Source organism: [Clostridium] symbiosum ATCC 14940 (genome assembly GCF_000466485.1).
Classification (GTDB): Bacteria; Bacillota; Clostridia; order Lachnospirales; family Lachnospiraceae; genus Otoolea; species Otoolea symbiosa.
In genome coordinates this window covers 1-20,345 of the sequence record NZ_KE992912.1, presented here as the reverse complement: position 1 = coordinate 20,345, position 20,345 = coordinate 1, and the positions used below count along the sequence as shown (strand labels likewise).

At 50.0% G+C, this 20,345-nt stretch carries 21 protein-coding genes; 19 read left to right on the top strand and 2 right to left on the bottom strand.

What is annotated here, in order from left to right; all coding sequences use genetic code 11:
- Positions 1-144: 144 nt before the first annotated feature.
- From CLOSYM_RS10850 to nagA, 11 genes are all read left to right on the top strand, one after another.
- Positions 145-1,209 carry an L-threonylcarbamoyladenylate synthase gene (locus tag CLOSYM_RS10850; protein WP_021642161.1) on the top strand — a complete coding sequence of 355 codons (1,065 nt, stop codon included), beginning with the start codon at positions 145-147 and terminating at the stop codon, positions 1,207-1,209.
- Positions 1,210-1,261: 52 nt separating this feature from the next.
- Positions 1,262-1,756 carry a deoxycytidylate deaminase gene (locus CLOSYM_RS10845; protein WP_024739631.1) on the top strand — a complete coding sequence of 165 codons (495 nt, stop codon included), beginning with the start codon at positions 1,262-1,264 and terminating at the stop codon, positions 1,754-1,756.
- Position 1,757: 1 nt separating this feature from the next.
- Complete coding sequence (locus CLOSYM_RS10840) at positions 1,758-3,590, top strand: B12-binding domain-containing radical SAM protein (RefSeq protein ID WP_021642160.1); 1,833 nt, start codon at positions 1,758-1,760, stop codon at positions 3,588-3,590.
- A gap of 25 nt (positions 3,591-3,615) precedes the next feature.
- A complete protein-coding gene (gene nth, locus CLOSYM_RS10835; RefSeq protein ID WP_021642159.1) occupies positions 3,616-4,272 on the top strand; it encodes an endonuclease III in 657 nt (218 codons plus the stop codon).
- A gap of 41 nt (positions 4,273-4,313) precedes the next feature.
- On the top strand, positions 4,314-5,105 hold the full coding sequence (locus CLOSYM_RS10830; protein WP_021642158.1) for a 3'-5' exonuclease: 792 nt from the start codon (positions 4,314-4,316) through the stop codon (positions 5,103-5,105).
- Between the two features lie 173 nt (positions 5,106-5,278).
- The gene (locus CLOSYM_RS10825) at positions 5,279-6,841 is read left to right on the top strand and encodes a VanW family protein (RefSeq protein ID WP_021642157.1); all 1,563 of its coding nucleotides are present in this window, start codon (positions 5,279-5,281) and stop codon (positions 6,839-6,841) included.
- A gap of 2 nt (positions 6,842-6,843) precedes the next feature.
- Entirely contained in the window at positions 6,844-7,461 is a 618-nt protein-coding gene (locus CLOSYM_RS10820; RefSeq protein WP_003509908.1) for an AIR synthase family protein, read from the top strand.
- 44 nt (positions 7,462-7,505) lie between these two features.
- Positions 7,506-7,988: an Lrp/AsnC family transcriptional regulator gene (locus CLOSYM_RS10815; protein ID WP_003500937.1), complete on the top strand. Its 483-nt coding sequence runs from the start codon at positions 7,506-7,508 to the stop codon at positions 7,986-7,988.
- The gene (locus CLOSYM_RS10810) at positions 7,985-9,160 is read left to right on the top strand and encodes an aminotransferase class I/II-fold pyridoxal phosphate-dependent enzyme (protein ID WP_021642156.1); all 1,176 of its coding nucleotides are present in this window, start codon (positions 7,985-7,987) and stop codon (positions 9,158-9,160) included. Before CLOSYM_RS10815 ends, CLOSYM_RS10810 begins: the two co-directional genes overlap by 4 nt.
- A gap of 2 nt (positions 9,161-9,162) precedes the next feature.
- Positions 9,163-9,654 carry a tRNA (cytidine(34)-2'-O)-methyltransferase gene (locus tag CLOSYM_RS10805; protein ID WP_044902361.1) on the top strand — a complete coding sequence of 164 codons (492 nt, stop codon included), beginning with the start codon at positions 9,163-9,165 and terminating at the stop codon, positions 9,652-9,654.
- A gap of 175 nt (positions 9,655-9,829) precedes the next feature.
- Complete coding sequence (gene nagA / locus CLOSYM_RS10800) at positions 9,830-10,969, top strand: N-acetylglucosamine-6-phosphate deacetylase (protein ID WP_003500931.1); 1,140 nt, start codon at positions 9,830-9,832, stop codon at positions 10,967-10,969.
- Positions 10,970-11,054: 85 nt separating this feature from the next.
- On the opposite strand, the gene CLOSYM_RS10795 is transcribed toward nagA, so the two are convergent.
- Together CLOSYM_RS10795 and CLOSYM_RS10790 are read right to left on the bottom strand one after the other, a co-directional pair.
- Positions 11,055-12,245: an MATE family efflux transporter gene (locus CLOSYM_RS10795; RefSeq protein ID WP_242828671.1), complete on the bottom strand. Its 1,191-nt coding sequence runs from the start codon at positions 12,243-12,245 to the stop codon at positions 11,055-11,057.
- On the bottom strand, positions 12,193-12,576 hold the full coding sequence (locus tag CLOSYM_RS10790; RefSeq protein WP_242828670.1) for a MarR family winged helix-turn-helix transcriptional regulator: 384 nt from the start codon (positions 12,574-12,576) through the stop codon (positions 12,193-12,195). The genes CLOSYM_RS10795 and CLOSYM_RS10790 overlap by 53 nt, the downstream gene beginning before the upstream one ends.
- A gap of 259 nt (positions 12,577-12,835) precedes the next feature.
- Here CLOSYM_RS10790 and CLOSYM_RS10785 point away from each other — a divergent pair, with 259 nt between their 5' ends.
- From CLOSYM_RS10785 to CLOSYM_RS10750, 8 genes are all read left to right on the top strand, one after another.
- Positions 12,836-13,573 (top strand): ANTAR domain-containing protein, encoded by a 738-nt coding sequence (locus CLOSYM_RS10785; RefSeq protein WP_021642152.1) that lies wholly within the window; start codon positions 12,836-12,838, stop codon positions 13,571-13,573.
- Positions 13,560-14,615, top strand: a complete 1,056-nt coding sequence (locus tag CLOSYM_RS10780) for a sensor histidine kinase (protein ID WP_021642151.1) — start codon at positions 13,560-13,562, stop codon at positions 14,613-14,615. Before CLOSYM_RS10785 ends, CLOSYM_RS10780 begins: the two co-directional genes overlap by 14 nt.
- Positions 14,616-14,684: 69 nt before the next feature.
- Complete coding sequence (locus CLOSYM_RS10775) at positions 14,685-15,428, top strand: GntR family transcriptional regulator (RefSeq protein WP_003500924.1); 744 nt, start codon at positions 14,685-14,687, stop codon at positions 15,426-15,428.
- A 307-nt stretch (positions 15,429-15,735) separates the two neighbouring features.
- Positions 15,736-16,803 carry a TRAP transporter substrate-binding protein gene (locus CLOSYM_RS10770; protein WP_009297263.1) on the top strand — a complete coding sequence of 356 codons (1,068 nt, stop codon included), beginning with the start codon at positions 15,736-15,738 and terminating at the stop codon, positions 16,801-16,803.
- 94 nt (positions 16,804-16,897) lie between these two features.
- Positions 16,898-17,383, top strand: a complete 486-nt coding sequence (locus tag CLOSYM_RS10765; protein ID WP_003509903.1) for a TRAP transporter small permease — start codon at positions 16,898-16,900, stop codon at positions 17,381-17,383.
- The gene (locus CLOSYM_RS10760; protein ID WP_003500921.1) at positions 17,380-18,681 is read left to right on the top strand and encodes a TRAP transporter large permease; all 1,302 of its coding nucleotides are present in this window, start codon (positions 17,380-17,382) and stop codon (positions 18,679-18,681) included. Before CLOSYM_RS10765 ends, CLOSYM_RS10760 begins: the two co-directional genes overlap by 4 nt.
- 112 nt (positions 18,682-18,793) lie before the next feature.
- On the top strand, positions 18,794-19,456 hold the full coding sequence (locus CLOSYM_RS10755) for an RraA family protein (protein WP_003509901.1): 663 nt from the start codon (positions 18,794-18,796) through the stop codon (positions 19,454-19,456).
- A gap of 35 nt (positions 19,457-19,491) precedes the next feature.
- Complete coding sequence (locus tag CLOSYM_RS10750) at positions 19,492-20,322, top strand: carbon-nitrogen hydrolase family protein (protein WP_003500919.1); 831 nt, start codon at positions 19,492-19,494, stop codon at positions 20,320-20,322.
- Positions 20,323-20,345: the final 23 nt, after the last annotated feature.

Sequence of the window (20,345 nt, the reverse complement as noted above, 5' to 3'; positions counted from 1 at the left end):
GGCGGCGTCCTCACCTGCTTAACTAAATCTCTATAACGAGAATCTGGTGAGAGGCTCAAAGAGCTCTTGCGCCGGTCACAGGCGTGTGCTATGATAAAAAACGAAAATGAAGATTATACATTAATATAGAAAGAAGACGCAGAAGTGGATACTAAAGTATTAAAAGTGTCAGATGAAGGGAAGTTTACCGCAAAAGAGAAGAAATACCTCGAGGAAGCGGCGGAAATATTAAAAAACGGAGGTCTGGTTGCCTTTCCCACAGAGACGGTGTATGGTCTGGGGGCCAATGCCCTGGATGAAAAGGCGGCCAGGAAGATATATGAGGCGAAAGGAAGGCCGTCAGATAATCCCCTGATAGCCCATGTAGCGGATTTTGAGGGTCTCAGGCCCCTGGTAAGCCGGATACCGGAGAATGGAATAAAGCTGGCCAAAGCGTTTTGGCCGGGACCGATGACACTTATTTTTCCAAAAAGTGATCTGGTTCCCCTGGGGACGACGGGAGGACTGGATACGGTGGCTGTGAGGATGCCGTCTGATCCGGTGGCGAGGGAGCTGATCCGCCTGGCCGGCGTACCTGTGGCGGCTCCGAGCGCCAATACGTCCGGACGTCCCAGCCCCACCAGGGCGGAGCATGTCTTTCAGGATATGAACGGCCGGATTGAGATGATTCTGGACGGCGGCCCTGTGGGCATCGGCGTGGAATCCACGATTGTCGATGTGACGGAGGAGATACCGGTTATGCTGAGGCCGGGCGCGGTAACTATGGAGATGCTTCACGAGGCGGTGGGAGAGGTACGGATTGATCCGGCTATCTTGGGGCCGGTCAGCCCCGGCTTAAAGCCAAAAGCTCCCGGAATGAAATACCGGCACTATGCCCCAAACGCCGATCTGACCCTGGTTGAAGGGGAAGAGGAAAAGGTGGTTTGTGAAATCAACAGACTGGCGTCCGAAAAGCTGAAAGAAGGATATAAAGTAGGGATCATCTGCACCGATGAAACGCGGGAATGCTATGGCGGAGGCCTTGTGAGAAGTATTGGGGAGCGGGCAAAGGAAGAGACGGTAGCACATAATCTGTATGCCCTTCTGCGCGAATTTGACGATTTGGGCGCACAGTATATTTATTCGGAGGGATTTCCGGAGGACCATCTGGGACAGGCAATTATGAACCGGCTGAGCAAAGCGGCCGGATATAGAATACAAAAAGTGTAGGAGGACGGTTACAGTGGAAGAAAAACAGGTTAAGATACGGGGAGGGCTCCATATGTCTGAAAAGAGAAATGATTATATTACCTGGGATGAGTACTTTATGGGAGTGGCAAAGCTTTCAGCCATGCGCTCTAAAGATCCGAGCACGCAGGTGGGGGCCTGTATCGTCAGCGGTGATAATAAGATATTGTCCATGGGATATAACGGCTTTCCGAAGGGATGCTCCGACGACGAATTTCCGTGGGGAAAAGAGCTGGAGACGGAGGACCCATACAATGCCAAATATTTTTATACGACACACAGTGAACTCAATGCGATCCTGAATTACCGGGGCGGCAGCCTGGAGGGCAGCAAGCTGTATGTAACGCTGTTCCCCTGCAATGAGTGCGCGAAGGCCATCATTCAGGCCGGAATCAAGACGCTGATATATGACAGCGACAAATACGGCGCAACACCGTCGGTGCGTGCATCGAAACGGATGCTGGATTCAGCCGGGGTCAGATATTACCAGTATAACCAAACGGGAAGAAAGATAGAGGTTTCATTATAAGATGAAATTTTTACTGGCGGCAGTCAATGCAAAATATATCCATTCCAATCTGGGAATCTACAGCCTGAATAAATATGCTCAGGAAAAGCTTGAGACCAGGAGGGCGCAGGGGGAAGCGTGTCCGGGGATTCAGATTGAAATGGGGGAATATACGATAAACCAACAGATGGATTTGGTATTACAGGATATTTACAGACGCAGTCCAGATGTAGCGGGATTTTCCTGCTATATCTGGAATATTCTTTATGTAAAGGAACTTGTAAGGGATTTGAAAAAGGTGATGCCGCAGCTTACCATATGGCTCGGCGGACCGGAGGTGTCATATAACGGGGAAGAAATGCTCAGAGAGCTGCCGGAGGTGACGGGAGTCATGGCCGGCGAAGGGGAAGAGACATTCTTCCGGCTGGTTGAAAGCTGCGGCATGTCGTTCATGGAAAGCAAAGAGGCGGGAAAGAGATGGAACCATTCCCGCCTGGAGGAACTGCTGAAGGACAGGCCGGGATTCATTTTCAGAAAAAGTGACGGGACAATATCGGCAGGCGCACCGGCTCCGCTGATGGAGCTCAGCCGGATTCCTTTCTCCTATGGGAGTCTTGAGGGGCTGGAGCATCGGATTATCTATTATGAGAGCAGCAGAGGCTGCCCCTTTTCCTGCTCTTACTGTCTTTCCTCAATCGACAAAACCGTGCGTTTCCGCGATTTGGACATGGTAAAGAAGGAACTGTCTTTTTTTCTGGAAAAGCGTGTCCCGCAGGTGAAATTCGTGGACAGAACCTTTAACTGCAGGAAGAGCCACGCGATGGAGATTTGGAAGTTCATCCTGGAGCATGATAACGGGGTGACGAACTTTCACTTTGAGATATCGGCTGACCTTCTGGATGAGGAGGAACTGGCTTTGCTGAAACAGATGAGACCCGGCCTGATCCAGCTTGAAATCGGAGTCCAGACGACGAACCCCGAAGCCATACGCGAGATCAGGAGAAGGATGGATTTGGAAAAGCTGGAACGCAATGTGCATGCTGTAAACAGTTTCAGGAATATCCATCAGCACCTGGATTTAATCGCCGGGCTGCCCTATGAGGGATATGAAAGCTTCAGAAAGTCATTTAACGATGTATACCGAATGGAACCGGAGCAGCTTCAGCTTGGTTTTTTGAAGGTACTGAAGGGCTCTTATATGGAAGAAATGGCCGGGGAATACGGTCTGCTTTATAAATCACAGCCTCCCTATGAGGTGCTCTCCACCAGATGGCTGGGTTACGATGATATCATACGGCTTAAGGGCGTGGAAGAGATGGTGGAGGTTCATTATAACAGCGGGCAGTTCAGAAACGTTCTGAAGGAGCTGGTTAAGGAATTTGATACGCCCTTTGATTTATACCGGGAGCTGGCCGGTTACTATGACGGGAACCGGATTACCGGGATCAGCCACAGCCGCCTGGCGCGGTATGAAATTCTATACCGGTTTATCAATGAAACAGTTCTGAAGGGACGGGAGGAAGAAAAAAGGGAGCTTTACCGCGACCTGCTGATGTATGATCTTTACCTGAGGGAAAATGCCAAGAGCCGTCCTTCCTTTGCCAGGGAACAAGCGCCCTTTAAAGAGGCTGTGAAACAGTTCTTTATTAAAGAGGCCAAAATGCCTTCGCTTCTGGAGGGTTACGAAGATTATGATTCACGCCAGATAAGCAAGATGGCTCACGCGGAGGGGATGAGGGATCAAAGTGTGATTCTGTTTGACTACAGGAACAGGGATGCCCTGTTTGGCAATGCCCGGGCGTTCAGGCTGATTCTCAGCGGGGGAGAGCTGGTGGGAAGCGAGCGGCTCACTTAAGGAAGACAGTAAGAGGAGGAAAGAGATGCAGAGAGAGACAAAAGCGCAGAGGGATGAGCGGGTCGAGCGGATTTTGGCCCTTCTCGATGAAGAATACGGTACGGATTACCGCTGCTACCTGAACCATGAGACACCATGGCAGCTTCTGATAGCGGTGATCATGAGCGCCCAATGCACCGATGCCAGGGTCAACATCGTGACCGCGGATCTTTTTAAAAAATATGATACACTGGAGAAATTTGCAAATGCTGATTTGAAGGAGCTTGAAAAAGACATCCATTCAACCGGTTTCTATCATATGAAAGCAAAGAACATCATAGCCTGCTGTAAGTCACTGGTGGAAAATTTCGGCGGCGAAGTGCCCCGGACGCTCGAAGAACTGACGTCCCTGGCCGGAGTGGGCCGAAAGACTGCGAATGTTATACGGGGCAATATCTATAATGAGCCGAGTATTGTCGTGGACACCCATGTGAAGCGGATTTCCAGGAAGCTGGGGCTGACAAAAGAGGAGGACCCGGAAAAGATCGAATATGATTTGATGAAGGTGTTACCGAAAGAACACTGGATACTCTGGAATATCCAGATTATTACGCTGGGAAGAAGTATCTGTATTGCCAGAAGTCCTAAATGCGGGGAGTGTTTCCTTAGAGAAAATTGTCCTGGGGCGGAAAAAAGGAAATAACGTAAGAAAATTTCGGATTATTGGAGAAAGCAGGAATAAAAATGGAAGAAACTGCACACATAATAAAGGTAGAAACGAGCAGGCGGGGAACCGCTCAGGAAAAGGAAGCCGATTCATACGTGGCAATCGATTTAGAGACAACAGGGCTGGATCCGAAGCACGATAAAATTATCGAGATAGGTGCGGTTTTAGTAATTGACGGAGAGATAAAAGAGACATTTTCCACCTTTGTCAACCCCAGGAGGGAACTGGACGGCCGTATCCGGGAGTTGACGGGAATTACCGGGGAGATGACGGCCGGTGCCCCGGACATTGGGGATGTAATTGGCCGGGTTGTTGAATTTTGCCGGGGTCTGCCTCTTCTGGGACATCATATTATTTTTGATTACAGTTTCTTGAAACGGGCGGCGGTGAATAAGGGGCTGGTTTTTGAAAAATCGGGGATTGATACCCTGACACTCTGCCGCAGGTTTATGCCGGAGGAAGAAAAGAAAAACCTGGAAAATGCCAGCCGTTATTACGGAATTAAGCAGACCGACGCCCACAGGGCGCTGGCGGATGCGCTGACGGCTCACCTTCTGTACCGGAATGTCAAAAGGAGCCATTTTTCGTCGGCACCGGAGGCGTTTCGATGTAAACCGCTGGTATATAAAGTAAAAAAAGAGCAGCCGGCGTCAAAAAAGCAAAAAGAAGTCTTGCGGGATTTACTAAAATATCATAGAATAAACGTATCTGTGCAGATCGATTATCTTTCCCGGAATGAAATTTCGAGATTGACGGATAAAATCATACTACAGTATGGAAGAATAAAAAGAGGTGATAGGAATGTTTAATTTCAGTGATAAGAAGACAAGAAAAGTAATTTCATCAGTCGTTATTATCGTTATTGTACTGGCGATGGTTGGTGGAACAGTGCTTGCAGGTTTATCTATGGCGATGTAAACCGCCGGCTTTGACAGGGCGCAGAAAAGCGCCGTAATTACGTTATTTGAATAGGGGCATATATATGAAAAAGATATTTTGGGTTGCCGGCGCCGCTGCCTGTGTACTGGCTGCCGGAATACTTCTGGTTCCTCCGGAAGCTGTGGAAGCAGGTACACTTCCGGCAGGAATCACGGTTGGAGGTGTTGACCTTACCGGAATGACCGGGGAGGAAGCAGATCAGAAGATTGAGCAATACGTGGAGGACATGTCAAACCAGGAGATTACACTGACGATTGACGGAAATGAGATTACCACCACGGCAAAAGAACTGGGATTTACCTGGACCAATCAGGAAGAGATCGAAGAAACGGCGGACAGATATGCAGGAGGCAATTTGCTGGAACGTTATCTGAATTTAAAGACCCTCGAGAAGGAGCCGCTGAAGCTGGATGTGGAGACATCCGTAGATGCAGCGAAAGTGGCGCAGTTTGTTGAGAGCAAATGCAGCGCCTTTATAAGAGAAGCGAAGGATGCTGAAATTACAAGAGTGAATAATGCATTCCAGATTACAGAGTCTGTAGTGGGTCTGGATGTGGACATAGATGCCACTAAGAAAGCGCTGGATGAGGCATTAAAAGGCGGGCTGAAGGAGCCTGTGACGATAGCGGCGGTAGTGGCCGAGGCGCAGCCGGCGAGAAAATCGGAAGATCTGGCTATGATTCAGGATGTGCTTGGAACCTTCAGCACGAACTTCAGTACAGGCAATATATCGCGTTCCAAAAACCTGGCCAATGGCGCCTCAAAGGTAAACGGCTGTGTGCTGATGCCGGGCGAAGAATTTTCGGCTTATGTTTATCTGACGCCGTTTACAATTGCAAACGGATACGCGGCGGCGGGGTCTTATGAGAACGGGCGTGTGGTCGATACGATTGGAGGAGGAGCCTGCCAGTTATGCACCACGATGTATAACGCGGCGCTTCAGGCGGAGATGGAGATTACGCAGAGACAGAACCACTCAATGGTGGTGGGGTATGTAAAACCGTCCCAGGATGCGGCCATCGCCGGTACAATTAAAGACTTGAAATTTAAGAATCCGTATGATGCGCCTATATACATTGAAGGAGCTGTCAGCGGAGGTACTTTGACATTTACAATCTATGGAAAAGAGACAAGGCCGGCGAACCGGGAAGTGAAGTATGTATCCGAGACATTGGGAGCATCCGATCCGGGAGCGCCGACTATCAAGGTAGATCCGTCTCTCAGACCTGGAGCTAAAGTCCTCGAGCAGTCGGCCCACAGAGGCCTGCGTTCCAGATTGTGGAAATATGTGTATGTTGACGGTGTGGAGACGGAAAAAGAAATCCTCCACACAGACACCTATATGGCATCTAAGGCTATTTACCGTGTCGGACCGGAACTGCCTGCCGTAGCGCCTGTCTTACCGCCGGAACAGCCGGCTGCGCCTGCGGAAACTCAGCCAGCAGTACCTTCCGGCCCTGCCTCCGACGGCCCTGCATCGGAGATTGCACCTCCGACGGCACCGGCGCCTGTTCCGGAAGCACCGGCTGCGCCTGCCGCACCGGAAGCGCCTGCCGCACCGGCAGATCCCGCGCCTGTTCCGGGCGGCGCGGAGGCCGGAGCCTGATTATGAGGGAGAGAGTCATTACTGCATCCGGCCTGATGGAAGCCGGACAGGATTTGGTGGCGGCAGGGTACATAGCGTTAAAAGGTACATCGGCCGTTGCAACACAAAGAGAAAAAGAACTGCTGCAGCGCTTTACGCCGCAATTTGTAAGGCGCTGCCAGAACCTATACGAAACCCGGGGACTGTTAAAGCTCCCCGGTCTTTCTGCTTCGGAAGGAGCCGGGATTTTCCGTAACGCCGGGGCTGTGTCCTGGTGCTTTGCCGGAGAGGGCGGCATTATGGCGGCCCTGTGGGATTATTTTGACGAATTTGGCCTGGGGTTTGAGATGGAGCTGCGGAAGCTTCCGTTACTCCAGGAGACGGTAGAAGTCTGCGAGGTGTTTGATGTAAATCCTTACAGGCTGCAATCGGAAGGATGCGCTCTCCTTACGGCCGCAAACGGCGGCGCACTGGTAAGGGAGCTTGAGAAACAGGATATTCATGCGGTAGTACTCGGGAAAACGCAGTCAGGGATTAAACGCCAGATACTGAACGGCGGGATAAGAACATTCCTGGACCGCCCCAAACCCGATGAACTATATAAAGGTTACTGTTCACAGCCATGCAGAACGCGCGGTTAAAGTGTAACGTGACAGATTAAAGCCCAACTAACAGGAGGTAAACTATGAGAGAGAGAATTTTAGCGGTCATTGAAAAGAACAGCAAAATCAGCGTTAAAGAGCTGGCGGATTTATTAGGTGAGAATGAAGCCGCGGTCGCGGCCGAGATCGCTGAGATGGAGAGTGAACATGTCATCTGTGGTTACCATACACTGATTAATTGGGATAATACAGATGAAGAAAAAGTGATTGCTCTCATCGAGGTGAAGGTAACGCCTCAGCGTGAAATGGGATTTGACAAGATCGCAGAGAGAATCTACCAGTACAGTGAAGTGAAATCAGTATATCTGATGTCCGGCGGTTATGATTTTACCGTTATGCTGGAGGCGAAGACCATGAGGGCGGTGGCTCAGTTTGTATCTGAAAAATTGTCTACGATAGACTCTGTTCTCAGTACGGCCACCCATTTTGTACTTAAAAAATATAAAGACCATGGAACCGTACTCTGTGACGGCCCGCAGGATGAAAGGATGATGATTGTACCGTGAGAAACCCCTTATCAGATATAATAGTGGATATTCCGCCTTCCGGAATACGTAAATTTTTTGATGTTGTCAGTGAGATGAAGGGAGCAATCTCCCTGGGCGTGGGAGAGCCGGATTTTGACACTCCGTGGCACGTCCGCGAGGAGGGAATCTACTCCCTGGAAAAGGGACGCACCTTCTATACGTCCAATGCCGGACTCAAGGAATTAAAACAGGAGATTGGCAAATACCTGAAACGCCGCATGCATATAGATTATGACTATAATACCGAAATCCTCGTGACCGTAGGCGGCAGCGAGGCCATTGATATTGCGCTGCGCGCGATGCTGAATCCGGGAGAGGAGGTTCTGATCCCGCAGCCGAGCTATGTATCCTATGTTCCCTGCGCCGTACTGGCAGGCGGTAAGCCGGTGATTATCGAGCTGGAGGAAAAGGATCAGTTTAAGCTTACAAAAGAAAAGCTGCTGGAGAAGATTACTCCCAACACGAAGGTTCTGATTCTTCCGTTCCCGAACAACCCGACGGGCGCCATCATGGAGCGGGAAGATTTGGAGGAGATAGCCAAAGTAATTGAGGAAAAGGATATTTTCGTGATCAGCGACGAATTATATGCGGAGCTGACCTATAAGGGCGAACACGTTTCCATAGCTGCAATTCCTGGCATGCGGGAACGCACCGTCCTGATTAACGGCTTTTCAAAGGCCTATGCGATGACCGGATGGAGAATCGGTTATGCGGCCGCGCCGGAGATAATTCTCACCCAGATGCTGAAGATTCACCAGTTTGCCATCATGTGTGCCCCGACGACCAGCCAGTATGCGGCTGTGGAAGCGCTCAAGAGCGGTGATGAGGATATTGCCAGAATGAAGAAGGCATATAACGAGAGAAGAAAGTACCTGATGCGTGCGTTCGCAGAACTGGGCATGGACTGTTTTGAGCCGTACGGCGCATTTTATATATTCCCGTGTATCAAACGCTTCGGCATGAGTTCCGATGAATTTGCAAACAGACTTCTTCAGGAAGAAAAGATTGCAATCGTCCCGGGCACTGCCTTTGGCGACAGCGGGGAAGGATATCTGCGCGTGTCTTATGCCTATTCTCTGGAAGACCTTCAGAAAGCCATCTCGCGGATCCGGCGGTTCGTGGACAGGCTGGATGGAAAGGCGGCTAAGTAATTGTGAATATTGTTTTATATGAACCTGAAATGCCGATGAATACGGGCAATATCGGCAGAAGCTGTGTGGCGACCAAAACGAAGCTCCATCTGATTGAGCCGCTGGGATTCCGTCTCAGTGACAGGGAGATTAAGAGAGCCGGGCTGGATTACTGGCCCCATCTCGATGTGACGGTTTACAGTGACTACCGGGATTTTCTGGAACGCAATCCGGGAGCAAAGATTTATATGGCTACGACAAAAGCGCCCAATGTATATTCCGATGTTAAATATGAGCCGGACTGTTATATTATGTTTGGCCCGGAGAGCCGGGGAATCCCGGAGGAAATACTGGTGGAAAACCAGGAGACATGTGTGAGAATCCCGATGTGGGGGGAGACACGTTCACTGAATCTTTCAAACTCAGTGGCAGTTATCCTTTATGAGGCCCTCAGACAGAACGGATTTGAACAGATGACGATGGAAGGCCATCTTAGGAACTTTGACTGGAAGTAAAGAATAGTAATATAATGAGTTCAGACAGGTCTGCGCACCGGCTGCGCTGACCGTGCGAAAATGTAGTGGCAGCGGGCAACCGGCTCATCGCGTAGCGATTTAATTAGCCGGCTGCCGTAACAGTTCATGCTGTCTGAACTGTTACATATAATGACAGAATACAGGAGGCAAGGATATGGTAATACAAAGTGAAAGAGTCTGGATGGCAGGGCAGTTTGTGCCGCTGCAGCTGGAAATTCAGTCCGGCGTGATCCAGGCGGTCCTGCCGTATGGAGAAAAAGAAGCAGATGAGGACTACGGTTCATACCGGATTGTCCCGGGCTTTATAGACGTTCACACCCACGGCGCCTATGGATTTGATACAAATGACGGCGAACCGGAGGGACTCCGGAACTGGATAAAACGGGTGCCGGAGGAGGGAGTGACGTCGCTTCTGCCGACTACGGTAACCCAGATGCCGGACGTACTTACAGCCGCTCTCAAGAATGTGGCGGAAGTGATGGAAGAGGGCTATGAGGGAGCTGAAATTCTGGGAGTTCACTTTGAAGGGCCTTATCTCGATATGGATTACAAGGGCGCCCAGCCGCCGGAGGCGATCGCGCCGCCATCCGTGGCCCAGTTCCAGGAATACCAGAAGGCGGCAAAGGGGATGATACGCTATATCACTCTTGCGCCTGAGCATGACGAGGGCCTGTCGCTGACAAAGTACTGCGGAAAGGCCGGCGTGGTGGTCAGCCTGGGGCATTCCTCCGCAACCTATGATCAGGCGCTTCTGGCTGTCGCCAACGGAGCTTCCTCGATGACCCATGTTTATAACGGGATGACACCGTTTAGCCACAGGGCTCCGGGCCTGGTGGGAGCGGCCCTGCGCATCCGCGATATTTACGGTGAAATTATCTGTGACGGCTGCCATTCTCACCTTGCGGCGTTAAATAATTACTTTACGGCGAAAGGCAGGGATTTTGCCATCATGGTGACGGATTCTTTACGCGTGAAATCATGTGAACCGGGCGGACGCTATGATCTGGGCGGCCATGCAATTGAGGTCGGCAAGGACGGCCTGGCGAGGCTGAAGGAGTCGGGAACAATCGCCGGCAGTACGCTGAAGATGAACATAGGTCTGAAGATACTGGTGGAGAATGCCTTAGTGCCCTTTGACGCAGCCCTGGGCGCCTGTACAATCAACCCGGCCAGATGCCTCAGGGTGGATGACAGAAAAGGAAAATTGTCGGCCGGATATGATGCGGATATTGTAGTGCTCAGCAATGAGTATGACGTGCTTCAGACGTATTGCAGAGGAACCAGACAGATATAAATATGAGTAAATTTTAAAAGACCAGGCAGTGTGTCATTTCCGGCACCTGTCTGGTCTTTATTGAGGATTCTTATGTAAGATCGGTCTATTTTAATTTAATAACCTTGTGCAGAAGCTTAACCGATAAAACCGCCAGAATGACTTCCGTACACAGAGTGGCATAGGACATTCCGTACAGCGGTACAAAATAATTCAGCAGTACGAGTGCGGGGATTTCCAGCACGATCTTTCTCAGGAATGCGAGATAGAAAGATTTTTTACCGTCTCCTATAGCCTGAAAAACACTGACGCACATATAATCGACACACATAAAAGGCAGTGCAAGAAGAAAGCCGGGCAGGAGTGCGGCGCCGTAATGAACCACGGTGTCTGTCTTGATAAATAAGCCGACCAGGCTGCCGGAAAAAATGCTGCCGGCAATCACAATGACAACCATCAGCAAAATCATCCGTTTCAGAAGATACAGGATAGATTTTCTCATCCGTTCATAATTATGGTTCGCAAAATTGTAGCCTACGAACGGCATGATGCCCTGTACTGCGCCCAGGGTGACCTGCATCGGGACCATCTGGATTTTCTGTACGATTCCCATAGCAGCTACAACCTCCGAACCATATGCTGCGGCAGAATTATTGTAAACCGTCATACTCGTGACGTTCAGCAGATTTTGTATTGCCGCCGGGATACCGACACCGAATATGTCGGCTGCGATTGTCCGATCGAAAGAAAACTTTTTAGGATTAAGGCATATGCAGGTGGTCCGCCGTTTGATATAAAGCAAGACCAAAAAGTACAGACATGCAACGCAGTTAGAGAGGAAGGTTGCAAGACCGGCTCCGGCCGCCCCCATATTAAATCCCCACGGCATGATAAAAATGGGATCCAGAATGATATTTAAAATACACCCGCTCATGGTTCCGATACTCGCATGGAGAGAAGAACCTTCAGACCTCACGAGAAAAGCAAATACAACATTGAGGATGGAGGGGACGGCTCCGCAGGTAACTGCCCATCTCATATATTCGGAGGTCGCCGCCGCATTTTTTGCTGATGCGCCGAGAAGTCCGAGCAGCGGAGTCCTGAACAACCCGGTAAAAACGGAAAATAAGACTGAACTTATGAATGCGCAGTATAATCCAAATACGGAGCAACGTCGGACCAGATTGGAATCACCGCGCCCCAGAGCGCGGCTCATGGCGCTTGAAGTTCCGACGCCGAACAGATTATTGATAGCGTTGAATGCGAGAAGCGCAGGAGCGGCCAGTGTGATCTTCATTCGTATTTTTTTGTTCCAGATTCGCTGCGATCCGTTCAAAGCACGTCTTCAGCGCCGCTATTTCGGTGTCCGAAAAACCCCGGCAGATTTGATTTAGGAAGTCCCTCTGCTTTTGTCTTCCAACCGCAACAAGAGGTTCGGCCCGGGGGGTGACCTCAAGGCGGATATTTCTTCCCTTTTCAGGATGCTGGGTCAGGTACCCCTTTTTGGTCAGCTCTTTAACTGCCAAAGATACATGCGACTTTGTGGCTCTTTTAATCCGGATTATGTCACTGGCTGTTTTGGCAGACGGATTATTGGATAAAAAAAGCAGAACACCGAGTTCATTCATCGTTAAACCTGTTTTTTCCGCCGCTTCTTTTATTACAGAATTGTATTCTTTATCGAACAGGGAATATAAATCCCAGAATGACAGCTGCATCTGTAAATCCTCCTTTTAAGTTCTATTTTGAACATAAATATTGTAGTTCAAAATAGAACTTAAGTCAAGCTGTATTGCCGCCGCCGTAACTAATTGACAACCAATGAAAAACAACGATATAATCAGATTAGTAATAAGTCGGGAAGACTGCGAATGGGGATGAGGGGAAATGGAGCGTACAATTATAGTAGTGGACGATGAGCCGATAATCCGCCTGGATTTGTGCCAGATGCTGGAAGAACTGGGCTTTGCGGTTGCAGCCGAGGGTGCGGATGGGTTTGACGCCGTCGAGCTGTGCAGGCAGAAGCATCCGGATATCGTACTGCTGGATCTGGAAATGCCGATTTTTGACGGGATGACGGCTGCCGAGACGATTATTGGGGAGGGGCTGGCCGGCTGCGTCGTTATCTGTACGGCGTTCGCAGATGAAGAATTTATTCAGAGGGCCGGCCGCGCGGGCGTTGCCGGTTATCTCGTTAAACCGATTGAACCGAGGATGCTGAAGCCAACACTTGAGGTAGCGCTGGCCCAGGGACGGCTTCTGCAGCAAACCCGGGCGGAGGCGGCGGATGCCTGCCGGAAACTGAAGGAGAATAAGGTGATTGAACAGGCCAAGGGAAAACTGGCCAAAGAAAAGCAGATTTCCGAGTCGGATGCATACCGTGAGATGCAGAAAGCAGCCATGCAGAAACGAGTACCGCTGGCGGTAATTGCGGGGGCAATTCTGAACCGTGAGATTAAACGCGATACGGCGGTGCGTGCAAAGGAGCTGCTGATGAAGCAGAGAAAGCTGACGGAACCTGAGGCGTACCGGCTGCTGTCGCAGGAGGCTGCCAGACAAAAGATTTCCATCCGTGAAGCAGCCAGCCGGCTTTTGGAACAGGAGGGATTACATGAACAGGGATGAGATAAAAAGCCGGGCAAGGCTGAGCGATTCAGCCGTGGACAAGCTCAGCCGGATTGAATCCGTTCTGCCGCTGATGGCTGATCTGGCCGGGGCGGATTTATTCATCGACTGTATGCAGGAGCCGGACGGCCGGATGTTTGTCGCAGCCCAGGCCGGACCGGGGCATATGCCTTCGGCATACAGGAGCCGTGTAGTCGGCTGCTATGCAAAGCGGGAGGATGAGCCGGCTGTTTACCGCGCTATGGAGACGAAATCACCGGTGCGCGATATCAGGGCAGTAACACAGGAAGAACGCACCGTACGCCAGGATGTTGTTCCCATATCCGACGATGACGGCCGTCTGATAGGCGTGCTGATAGGCGAGAGGGACATCAGCGACGACATAAGACAGGAGCAGAAGTATGAGGCGCTGGTCCGCCGTGCAGAAAAAGGAGATTTCATCCATGTGTCTCCGGAGGATGCGGCCCGCCGGGAGGTTCACCACCGCGTAAAAAATCATCTTCAGCTTATCGCAAGCATCATGAATATCCAGGCACGCAACACGGAAAGTGAGGAAGTAAAGCAGGCATTCAGGGAAAATACGGCGCGCGTGCTGAGCATTGCATCCATCAATGAGCTTCTGGCTTATGGAGAAGGCGGGCCGGTCGCCCTGAAACCGTTCCTTGAAAAGCTCAGGCAGAATTTGACACAGCTCTATGATAATGAAGTATCCGTCAAGCTCCTGCTTGAAGGAGATGACCTGACGGCGGATCAGGAGAAGGCAACCGATATTGCACTGGTAGTGAATGAACTGGTCTCGAATGCCTTTAAGCATGCGTTTACAGGATTAACAGGGGGGCAGGTACGCGTGATTCTGAAAAAAGGGGAGCTGTTTTCCTCCATCACCGTACAGGACAATGGAAACGGCTTTGACTTTAACGGCAAAGAGGGCCTGGGCTTCGGCATGTCGCTGGTCAAAATGACGGTCCGTGACAAGCTGGGCGGTAAACTCTATCTGACGTCGGACAGGGAGGGAACTTCCGTTACTTTCGATTTCCGTTAATTGACAAGCGGAACCAGAGAATAGTATAATCGAAATAATATTGTAAACAAATGAAGAAAGAGAGCGATTATGTTGCCCGGAATAGACACAAAGATCGAGAGAATTGAAAAAAATGAGTTATACAGCTCTAAAATATACAATCAGCTGAAGCTTCTGATTATCACCGGCCAGATAAAGCCCGGTACGATCATTAATGAGAGGGAGTACTCAAAACTTCTGGATGTCAGCAGGACACCTCTGCGTGACGCGCTTCGTCTGCTGGAGAATGAGGGATGGATTGAACAGGTTGGAAAGAACCGTAAAATTGCGGTTCTTATGTGGAAAGACATTCTGGAATTATTTGAAATCCGTGAGCCTTTGGATATTCTCTGCTTTGAGCTTGCATTTCCTAAGGTGACGCCGGAACATATCGGCCATTTACGGAAAATTATCGAGGAAATGGATATTTTTGCGGTCCGTAATGCAAATGATTATTATACGCTGATGAAGATGGATACCAGCTTCCACAATTACTTTGCCCTGATTACCGGCAACAGCCAGTTAATAAAGATTCAGGACAGCATCAGTGAGAAAGTGGTCCGTTCATCTGTGTTAAGTATGAAATACAGCATGCATGGAGGGCGGAATTTCGCTGCCGACCATATCGGAATCCTGCAAAGCGTGGAGGAAGGCGATTTGGAAAAGGGCAAAGAACTGCTCCATATCCATTATGGCTCCTGGAAGAAACGCCTTCTTGTAATACCGGAACGCCTGAACTTCGACCCGCAGGATGGCGATGCGGAAATTAAAGAGGAGTTTATTAAAAGTAACTAAAATTGAATAGAATATTTTGTCTAAAATGGAGAAAACAGCTATTTTCTGAAACTTTTGTAGAAAAATATAGTTTTTTAGTATATAATGTCTACAAACGGAAACGAGCTGTTTCTTCTTTTATTTGCGATATTTTTGGTATACCGAGTACCGTACTCCAAAAACGAGATGAAACGAAAGAAATATTCCGGCGCGGGGATTCGCAGTACCGGGCATCCGGACAGGATGTGAGCAGCGGTTTTCCGGCTATAACAGGGAGAAGAGTGAGAGCACTCCCGTGATATTTAACAAAAGAAAGGTAGGAAGAGGTATGAGGAGAGGTTTAGCATTAACACTTACTGTAGCGATGCTGGGGAGTTTACTGGCCGGATGCGGAAGCAGCGGAGGGGGGAGCGCTCCGAAAGCAGATGCGACGGCTGCGGCTGCACCTGCAGGGGGCGGGACAGAGGAAGTTACTACGCCTGATAAAGTATTGAAATTTACGGATCAGAATGCGGAGGATTCCCCGGCCGGAATGTGGGAGCAGAAATTCGCGGATCTGGTGAAGGAATATACGAAAGGCCACATCGAGGTGGAGCTGTATTTCAATAACACGCTGTGCGGCTATGATATTCAGCCTTTGCAGGCGGGGATATGTGATTTTATCCAGTATGTCCCGTCATCCGCGGGAGATCTGGACAGCCGTCTGGGAGCCTTCGACGCACCGTATATTTACAGGGATGCGGATCACAGGCTTGCCGTGTTTGACCCCTTTAACTCGGAACCGCTGAAGGTGATTAACGAGGCATTGAAGGACGACGGTGTTATGCTGCTCAGCAGCTTCAACTCCGGCTACCGCCAGATAACCTGTAACTTCCCGATCCGGAATCTGAGTGATATGAAGGGCGCTAAGATCCGAGTGGTTCCTTCCGACTTATACCAGCAGTTATTTACCGCATTCGGCGCGGCGGCTACGCCGATGGCATTCTCAGAGGTGCCGACAGCCCTGATTACGAATGTAATTGACGGTCAGGAGAATCCTTATTCCGTAATCGTCAGCAGCGCATTATACGAGGTGCAGAAGTATTGTATGGAGACAAATCATCTGCCGACAAACCATGGGCTCTGGATGAACAGGAATACCTATGAAAGCCTGACGCCGGAACAGCAGGAGGCGGTATTAAAAGCAGCTTATGACGCTTCGGCCTATATGGACAAGTACATTCTTGATAAGGTGGAAGAATACAAGAAAATCTGTGAAGACAATGGAATGGAGATCATTGATGCGGAGAACGGACTTGATATAGACGGATTCAAGGCAGCCGCAGAGAATGTCTATGACTATTTTGCCGAGGACTGGGGAGATATGCCGGACCTGATCCGTGCCGTACAGCCTTGAGAAATGGATTCCCCCATTTCTCAGGCAGCGGAGAATGATAAATTTAATTAGTTCAGACTCACATTGCTGCTTCATATGAAAAGGAGAAATCAATATGTCTATATTGGGTAAAGTGTGGAATACATTTAGAAACTTTATCGGCGGCATAAGCGGGATTTGGTGCATTATTATCATTGCGGCTCTTGATATTCAGATTTTCTGCCGCTCCTTCTTGGGATTTTCGACAACCTGGAGTGAGGAGGTTGCGGAGTTGTGCTTTGTCGGACTGATTTTCTGTTATCTGGCACAGTGCGAAAAAGAAGGAGCCCACCTGCAGCTGGAAATACTTTTCCAGATATGGCCGAAATTAAAGTTTTACATGGATGTGGCCGGAAAATCAATCTGCATTATTTACTGTGCATTTGTTATTTACAGTGAATCCCTGCTGATTCCAACCACGATGAAACTGACGACTGCCGCGTGTCATATCCCGATACGCTATGTGCATTATCTGATTGTACTTGGCTCCGCCATGTGGATTATTCAGGAATGCATCAGCCTGTATGAGATATTTAAGGAGAGGAGGGCACAGAAAGCATGAATATGATTCTACTCCTGATTGGATTTGTGGGCCTGCTGGCCGTAGGAGCGCCTATCGTGGTCGCCATGGGCCTGCCCGCGATTATCTACTATATTGTATCGGGGACTTCGCTTTCACTGGTAGCCTACTCGTTTTATCAGTCTACTATGTCCTTTTCCCTGTTGGCTGTTCCTGCATTTATACTGATGGGAAATCTGGTAAGTGAGCTGGGGGAGACGGCAAGGGCATTTGACTTTGCCCGCGCCCTTGCAAAAGGAAAGCGTGGATATTCTTCCCGTATCGCAGTTGTATTAAGCCTTATTTTCGCCGGTATGTCTGGCGCTGCGATTGCCGGTGTCTGCGGCCTGGGGCCTATTTTCGTGGATTCCATGGAAGAGGAGGGGTATGAGAGGGATTACGGAGCGGCGCTTACGATTGCGGCCTCCACCGTTGGTCCTATCTTTCCGCCCAGTATACCGCTCGTTCTGTATGCGACGATTGCACAGATTTCCAGCGTCAAGTCTCTGCTGGGGGGCGTGGGACCCGGCATCCTGATGTCGGCCATGCTGCTGTTTTACGTTCTGCTGGTCGATAAAAAGAAGCTGGTAAACCCGCCGATGGCAAAAGCGATGATGAAAGAGGAACGCTCCATTCGGGAATTGTTCTTCCGCGCTCTTCCAATCGCCATTGCTCCTCTCCTGATTCTGATTACGATGCTGTCCGGAATCTTCAGCCCGGGCGAGACAGGAGGCATGGCTGTGCTCTATATGCTGCTTTTGGGAATCTGCCACCGTTCGCTGACCTGGAGCGGATTCTGGAGATGTGTAAAAGAGACATGTAAATCGGTCAGCTCGATCATGGTCATTATGACGGCGGGCGGCATTTTTACAAAGGCCCTGATGCTTGAGAACCTTCCGGCCAAGATTATCGCCCTGCTGGGCCCTGTGGCAAATATTCCGCTGGCTGTAATCCTGATTGTCAACATTATTCTGCTGATTATGGGAATGTTCATGGAGAGCAACTGCGCCCTGATTTTAACAGCCCCAATCGTGCTGCAGATTACCCAGGGATTCGGAATGGACCCGGTTTATATCGGCGTCATGATGGTTATGAACCTGATGATAGGGCTGAGCACGCCTCCCTTCGGACTATGTATATATGCGGTCTCGCGGGTTGCCAACGTGCCTTCGGAGAAGGTTATCAAGTCGGTGGTGCCGATGTACATACCGCTGGGAATTGCGCTGATACTCACTTCCCTGATTCCGGCTGTTTCGACTTTTGTACCGAATACGATTATGAGTCTTCTGGCAGGGGGATGACAGAGAAGAGATGCTGCATATTGCATGACTGCGTTCATGCTGTGACAAACATGAAAAGAATTAAATATAAAATAAATGAAATATGAATGGTAAAAGAAAGGATAGAAAAATCATGACTCAGAATGAATTATTTGAAATTGCGCTTACAACGGACCCGGCTCAGATCGGACATCATGTACAGGGGGGCTATATGACCGGCATTTACCCGATCAGCGATGACATTAAAGCCATCGGACCGGCATTTACAATACGACTTCCTGGAACCGACAATGCAATGCTCTATTATGCGATGAAACAGGCTCCCAAGGGCTCCATGATCGTAATCGACAGAATGGGAGACAAGAGAATCGCCTGCCTCGGTGAGATGGTGGCGTTGTCCGCAAAGACACTGGGCATGGCCGGAATCGTAGTTGATGGGCCAAATACGGACACCAGGGCCATCCGGGCAATGGGATTCCCTGTATTTTCCACAGGCCGCGCCTGTGTGACAAACACCTTTAAGGGACTCGACGGCGAATACGGGGTACCGGTCAACTGCGGCGGCTGTGTGGTCCGCCCCGGCGATATCGTGTACGGTGATGTGGACGGCGTAATCTGCGCTCCGGCGGATCAGTTTGAGGAACTGGTGAAGGCGGCAAAAGCGATGGATGCCAATGAAGTGAGATGGAGAGAAAATTTCGCAGAAGGCGGATATGTAGATAAATTCGTGAATCTGGAGCGCCTTGTAAAAGAAGGTGTCAAAGGGGCTATCGGAGAATTGAGCAAGGTGGAATAGAAAGCGGATTAGCAGAGAGGAAGAGAGGGTAAGTTATGGTACAAGTAGCACTTTGCCAGATGGGAAGCGTCGGAACACCGGAAGAAAATATGGCGGAGATGGAGCGGCTGTTTTTACAGGCTGTAGAAAATTCAAGAGCAGAACTGGATTTAATCGTATTTCCGGAGTACTGCTATTACACACCGGTTGACAAAGATGATGCCAGGCGTATTGCCATTGATGTCAGCCGTCCCCACCCGTTTATCGACCGCATGAAGGAGCTGGCCAGGGAGTACCACGTGAATCTGATTCCCGGCAGTTTTGCCGCGGTGGCGAAAGACGGAAAGGTCAGCAACCATTCCATCATGCTGAACAGGGAAGGGGAAGAGATAGGATTTTATGATAAAATCCACCTGTTTGACGCCGCCGGATATAAAGAATCCTCCTACGTGGAGGCAGGCAGCAGGCTCTGCCTGGTTGACTTTGACTTCGGTAAGGTCGGTTTTGAGGTATGCTATGATCTGCGTTTTCCGGAACAGGCCAGAACTATGGTTCTTCAGGGGGCCGACATCATCGTCGTATCCTCCGAGTTCCCGGCGGGTCAGCCCCTGCCGCCGCGTACCAATGACTGGGATCTGCTGGTGAGAAGCTGCGCTCTGACCAATCTGACCTATGTTGCTGTCTGCAACCAGTTCGGCGCAGTGCATGACGATCACCCGTTTGGAATGTCCATGGTTGTGGATCCGAGGGGAATTGCTGTCAGCTCGGCCCAGGGACGCAACTGCGTCGTGTACGGTGAGATTGATCTGGAGTATGCGCGGACTACGAAGAAGAACCTGGCTGTGTGGGAGAACAGGCGGCCGGATGTATATGAACTGGAGATTTAACTGAGGTTGGGAGGACGCGTCCG

What these genes read in the sequence shown, in the direction of transcription:
- CLOSYM_RS10760 (WP_003500921.1), top strand. Translation starts at nt 17,380, where the DNA reads ATGAATATGATTCTACTCCTGATTGGATTTGTGGGCCTGCTGGCCGTA.
- CLOSYM_RS10815 (WP_003500937.1), top strand. Translation starts at nt 7,506, where the DNA reads ATGAGAGAGAGAATTTTAGCGGTCATTGAAAAGAACAGCAAAATCAGC.
- CLOSYM_RS10795 (WP_242828671.1), bottom strand. Translation starts at nt 12,245, where the DNA reads ATGAAGATCACACTGGCCGCTCCTGCGCTTCTCGCATTCAACGCTATC.
- CLOSYM_RS10790 (WP_242828670.1), bottom strand. Translation starts at nt 12,576, where the DNA reads ATGAATGAACTCGGTGTTCTGCTTTTTTTATCCAATAATCCGTCTGCC.
- CLOSYM_RS10845 (WP_024739631.1), top strand. Translation starts at nt 1,262, where the DNA reads ATGTCTGAAAAGAGAAATGATTATATTACCTGGGATGAGTACTTTATG.
- CLOSYM_RS10785 (WP_021642152.1), top strand. Translation starts at nt 12,836, where the DNA reads ATGGAGCGTACAATTATAGTAGTGGACGATGAGCCGATAATCCGCCTG.
- CLOSYM_RS10825 (WP_021642157.1), top strand. Translation starts at nt 5,279, where the DNA reads ATGAAAAAGATATTTTGGGTTGCCGGCGCCGCTGCCTGTGTACTGGCT.
- CLOSYM_RS10775 (WP_003500924.1), top strand. Translation starts at nt 14,685, where the DNA reads ATGTTGCCCGGAATAGACACAAAGATCGAGAGAATTGAAAAAAATGAG.
- CLOSYM_RS10830 (WP_021642158.1), top strand. Translation starts at nt 4,314, where the DNA reads ATGGAAGAAACTGCACACATAATAAAGGTAGAAACGAGCAGGCGGGGA.
- CLOSYM_RS10820 (WP_003509908.1), top strand. Translation starts at nt 6,844, where the DNA reads ATGAGGGAGAGAGTCATTACTGCATCCGGCCTGATGGAAGCCGGACAG.
- nth (WP_021642159.1), top strand. Translation starts at nt 3,616, where the DNA reads ATGCAGAGAGAGACAAAAGCGCAGAGGGATGAGCGGGTCGAGCGGATT.
- CLOSYM_RS10840 (WP_021642160.1), top strand. Translation starts at nt 1,758, where the DNA reads ATGAAATTTTTACTGGCGGCAGTCAATGCAAAATATATCCATTCCAAT.
- CLOSYM_RS10750 (WP_003500919.1), top strand. Translation starts at nt 19,492, where the DNA reads ATGGTACAAGTAGCACTTTGCCAGATGGGAAGCGTCGGAACACCGGAA.
- CLOSYM_RS10780 (WP_021642151.1), top strand. Translation starts at nt 13,560, where the DNA reads ATGAACAGGGATGAGATAAAAAGCCGGGCAAGGCTGAGCGATTCAGCC.
- CLOSYM_RS10765 (WP_003509903.1), top strand. Translation starts at nt 16,898, where the DNA reads ATGTCTATATTGGGTAAAGTGTGGAATACATTTAGAAACTTTATCGGC.
- CLOSYM_RS10770 (WP_009297263.1), top strand. Translation starts at nt 15,736, where the DNA reads ATGAGGAGAGGTTTAGCATTAACACTTACTGTAGCGATGCTGGGGAGT.
- nagA (WP_003500931.1), top strand. Translation starts at nt 9,830, where the DNA reads ATGGTAATACAAAGTGAAAGAGTCTGGATGGCAGGGCAGTTTGTGCCG.
- CLOSYM_RS10755 (WP_003509901.1), top strand. Translation starts at nt 18,794, where the DNA reads ATGACTCAGAATGAATTATTTGAAATTGCGCTTACAACGGACCCGGCT.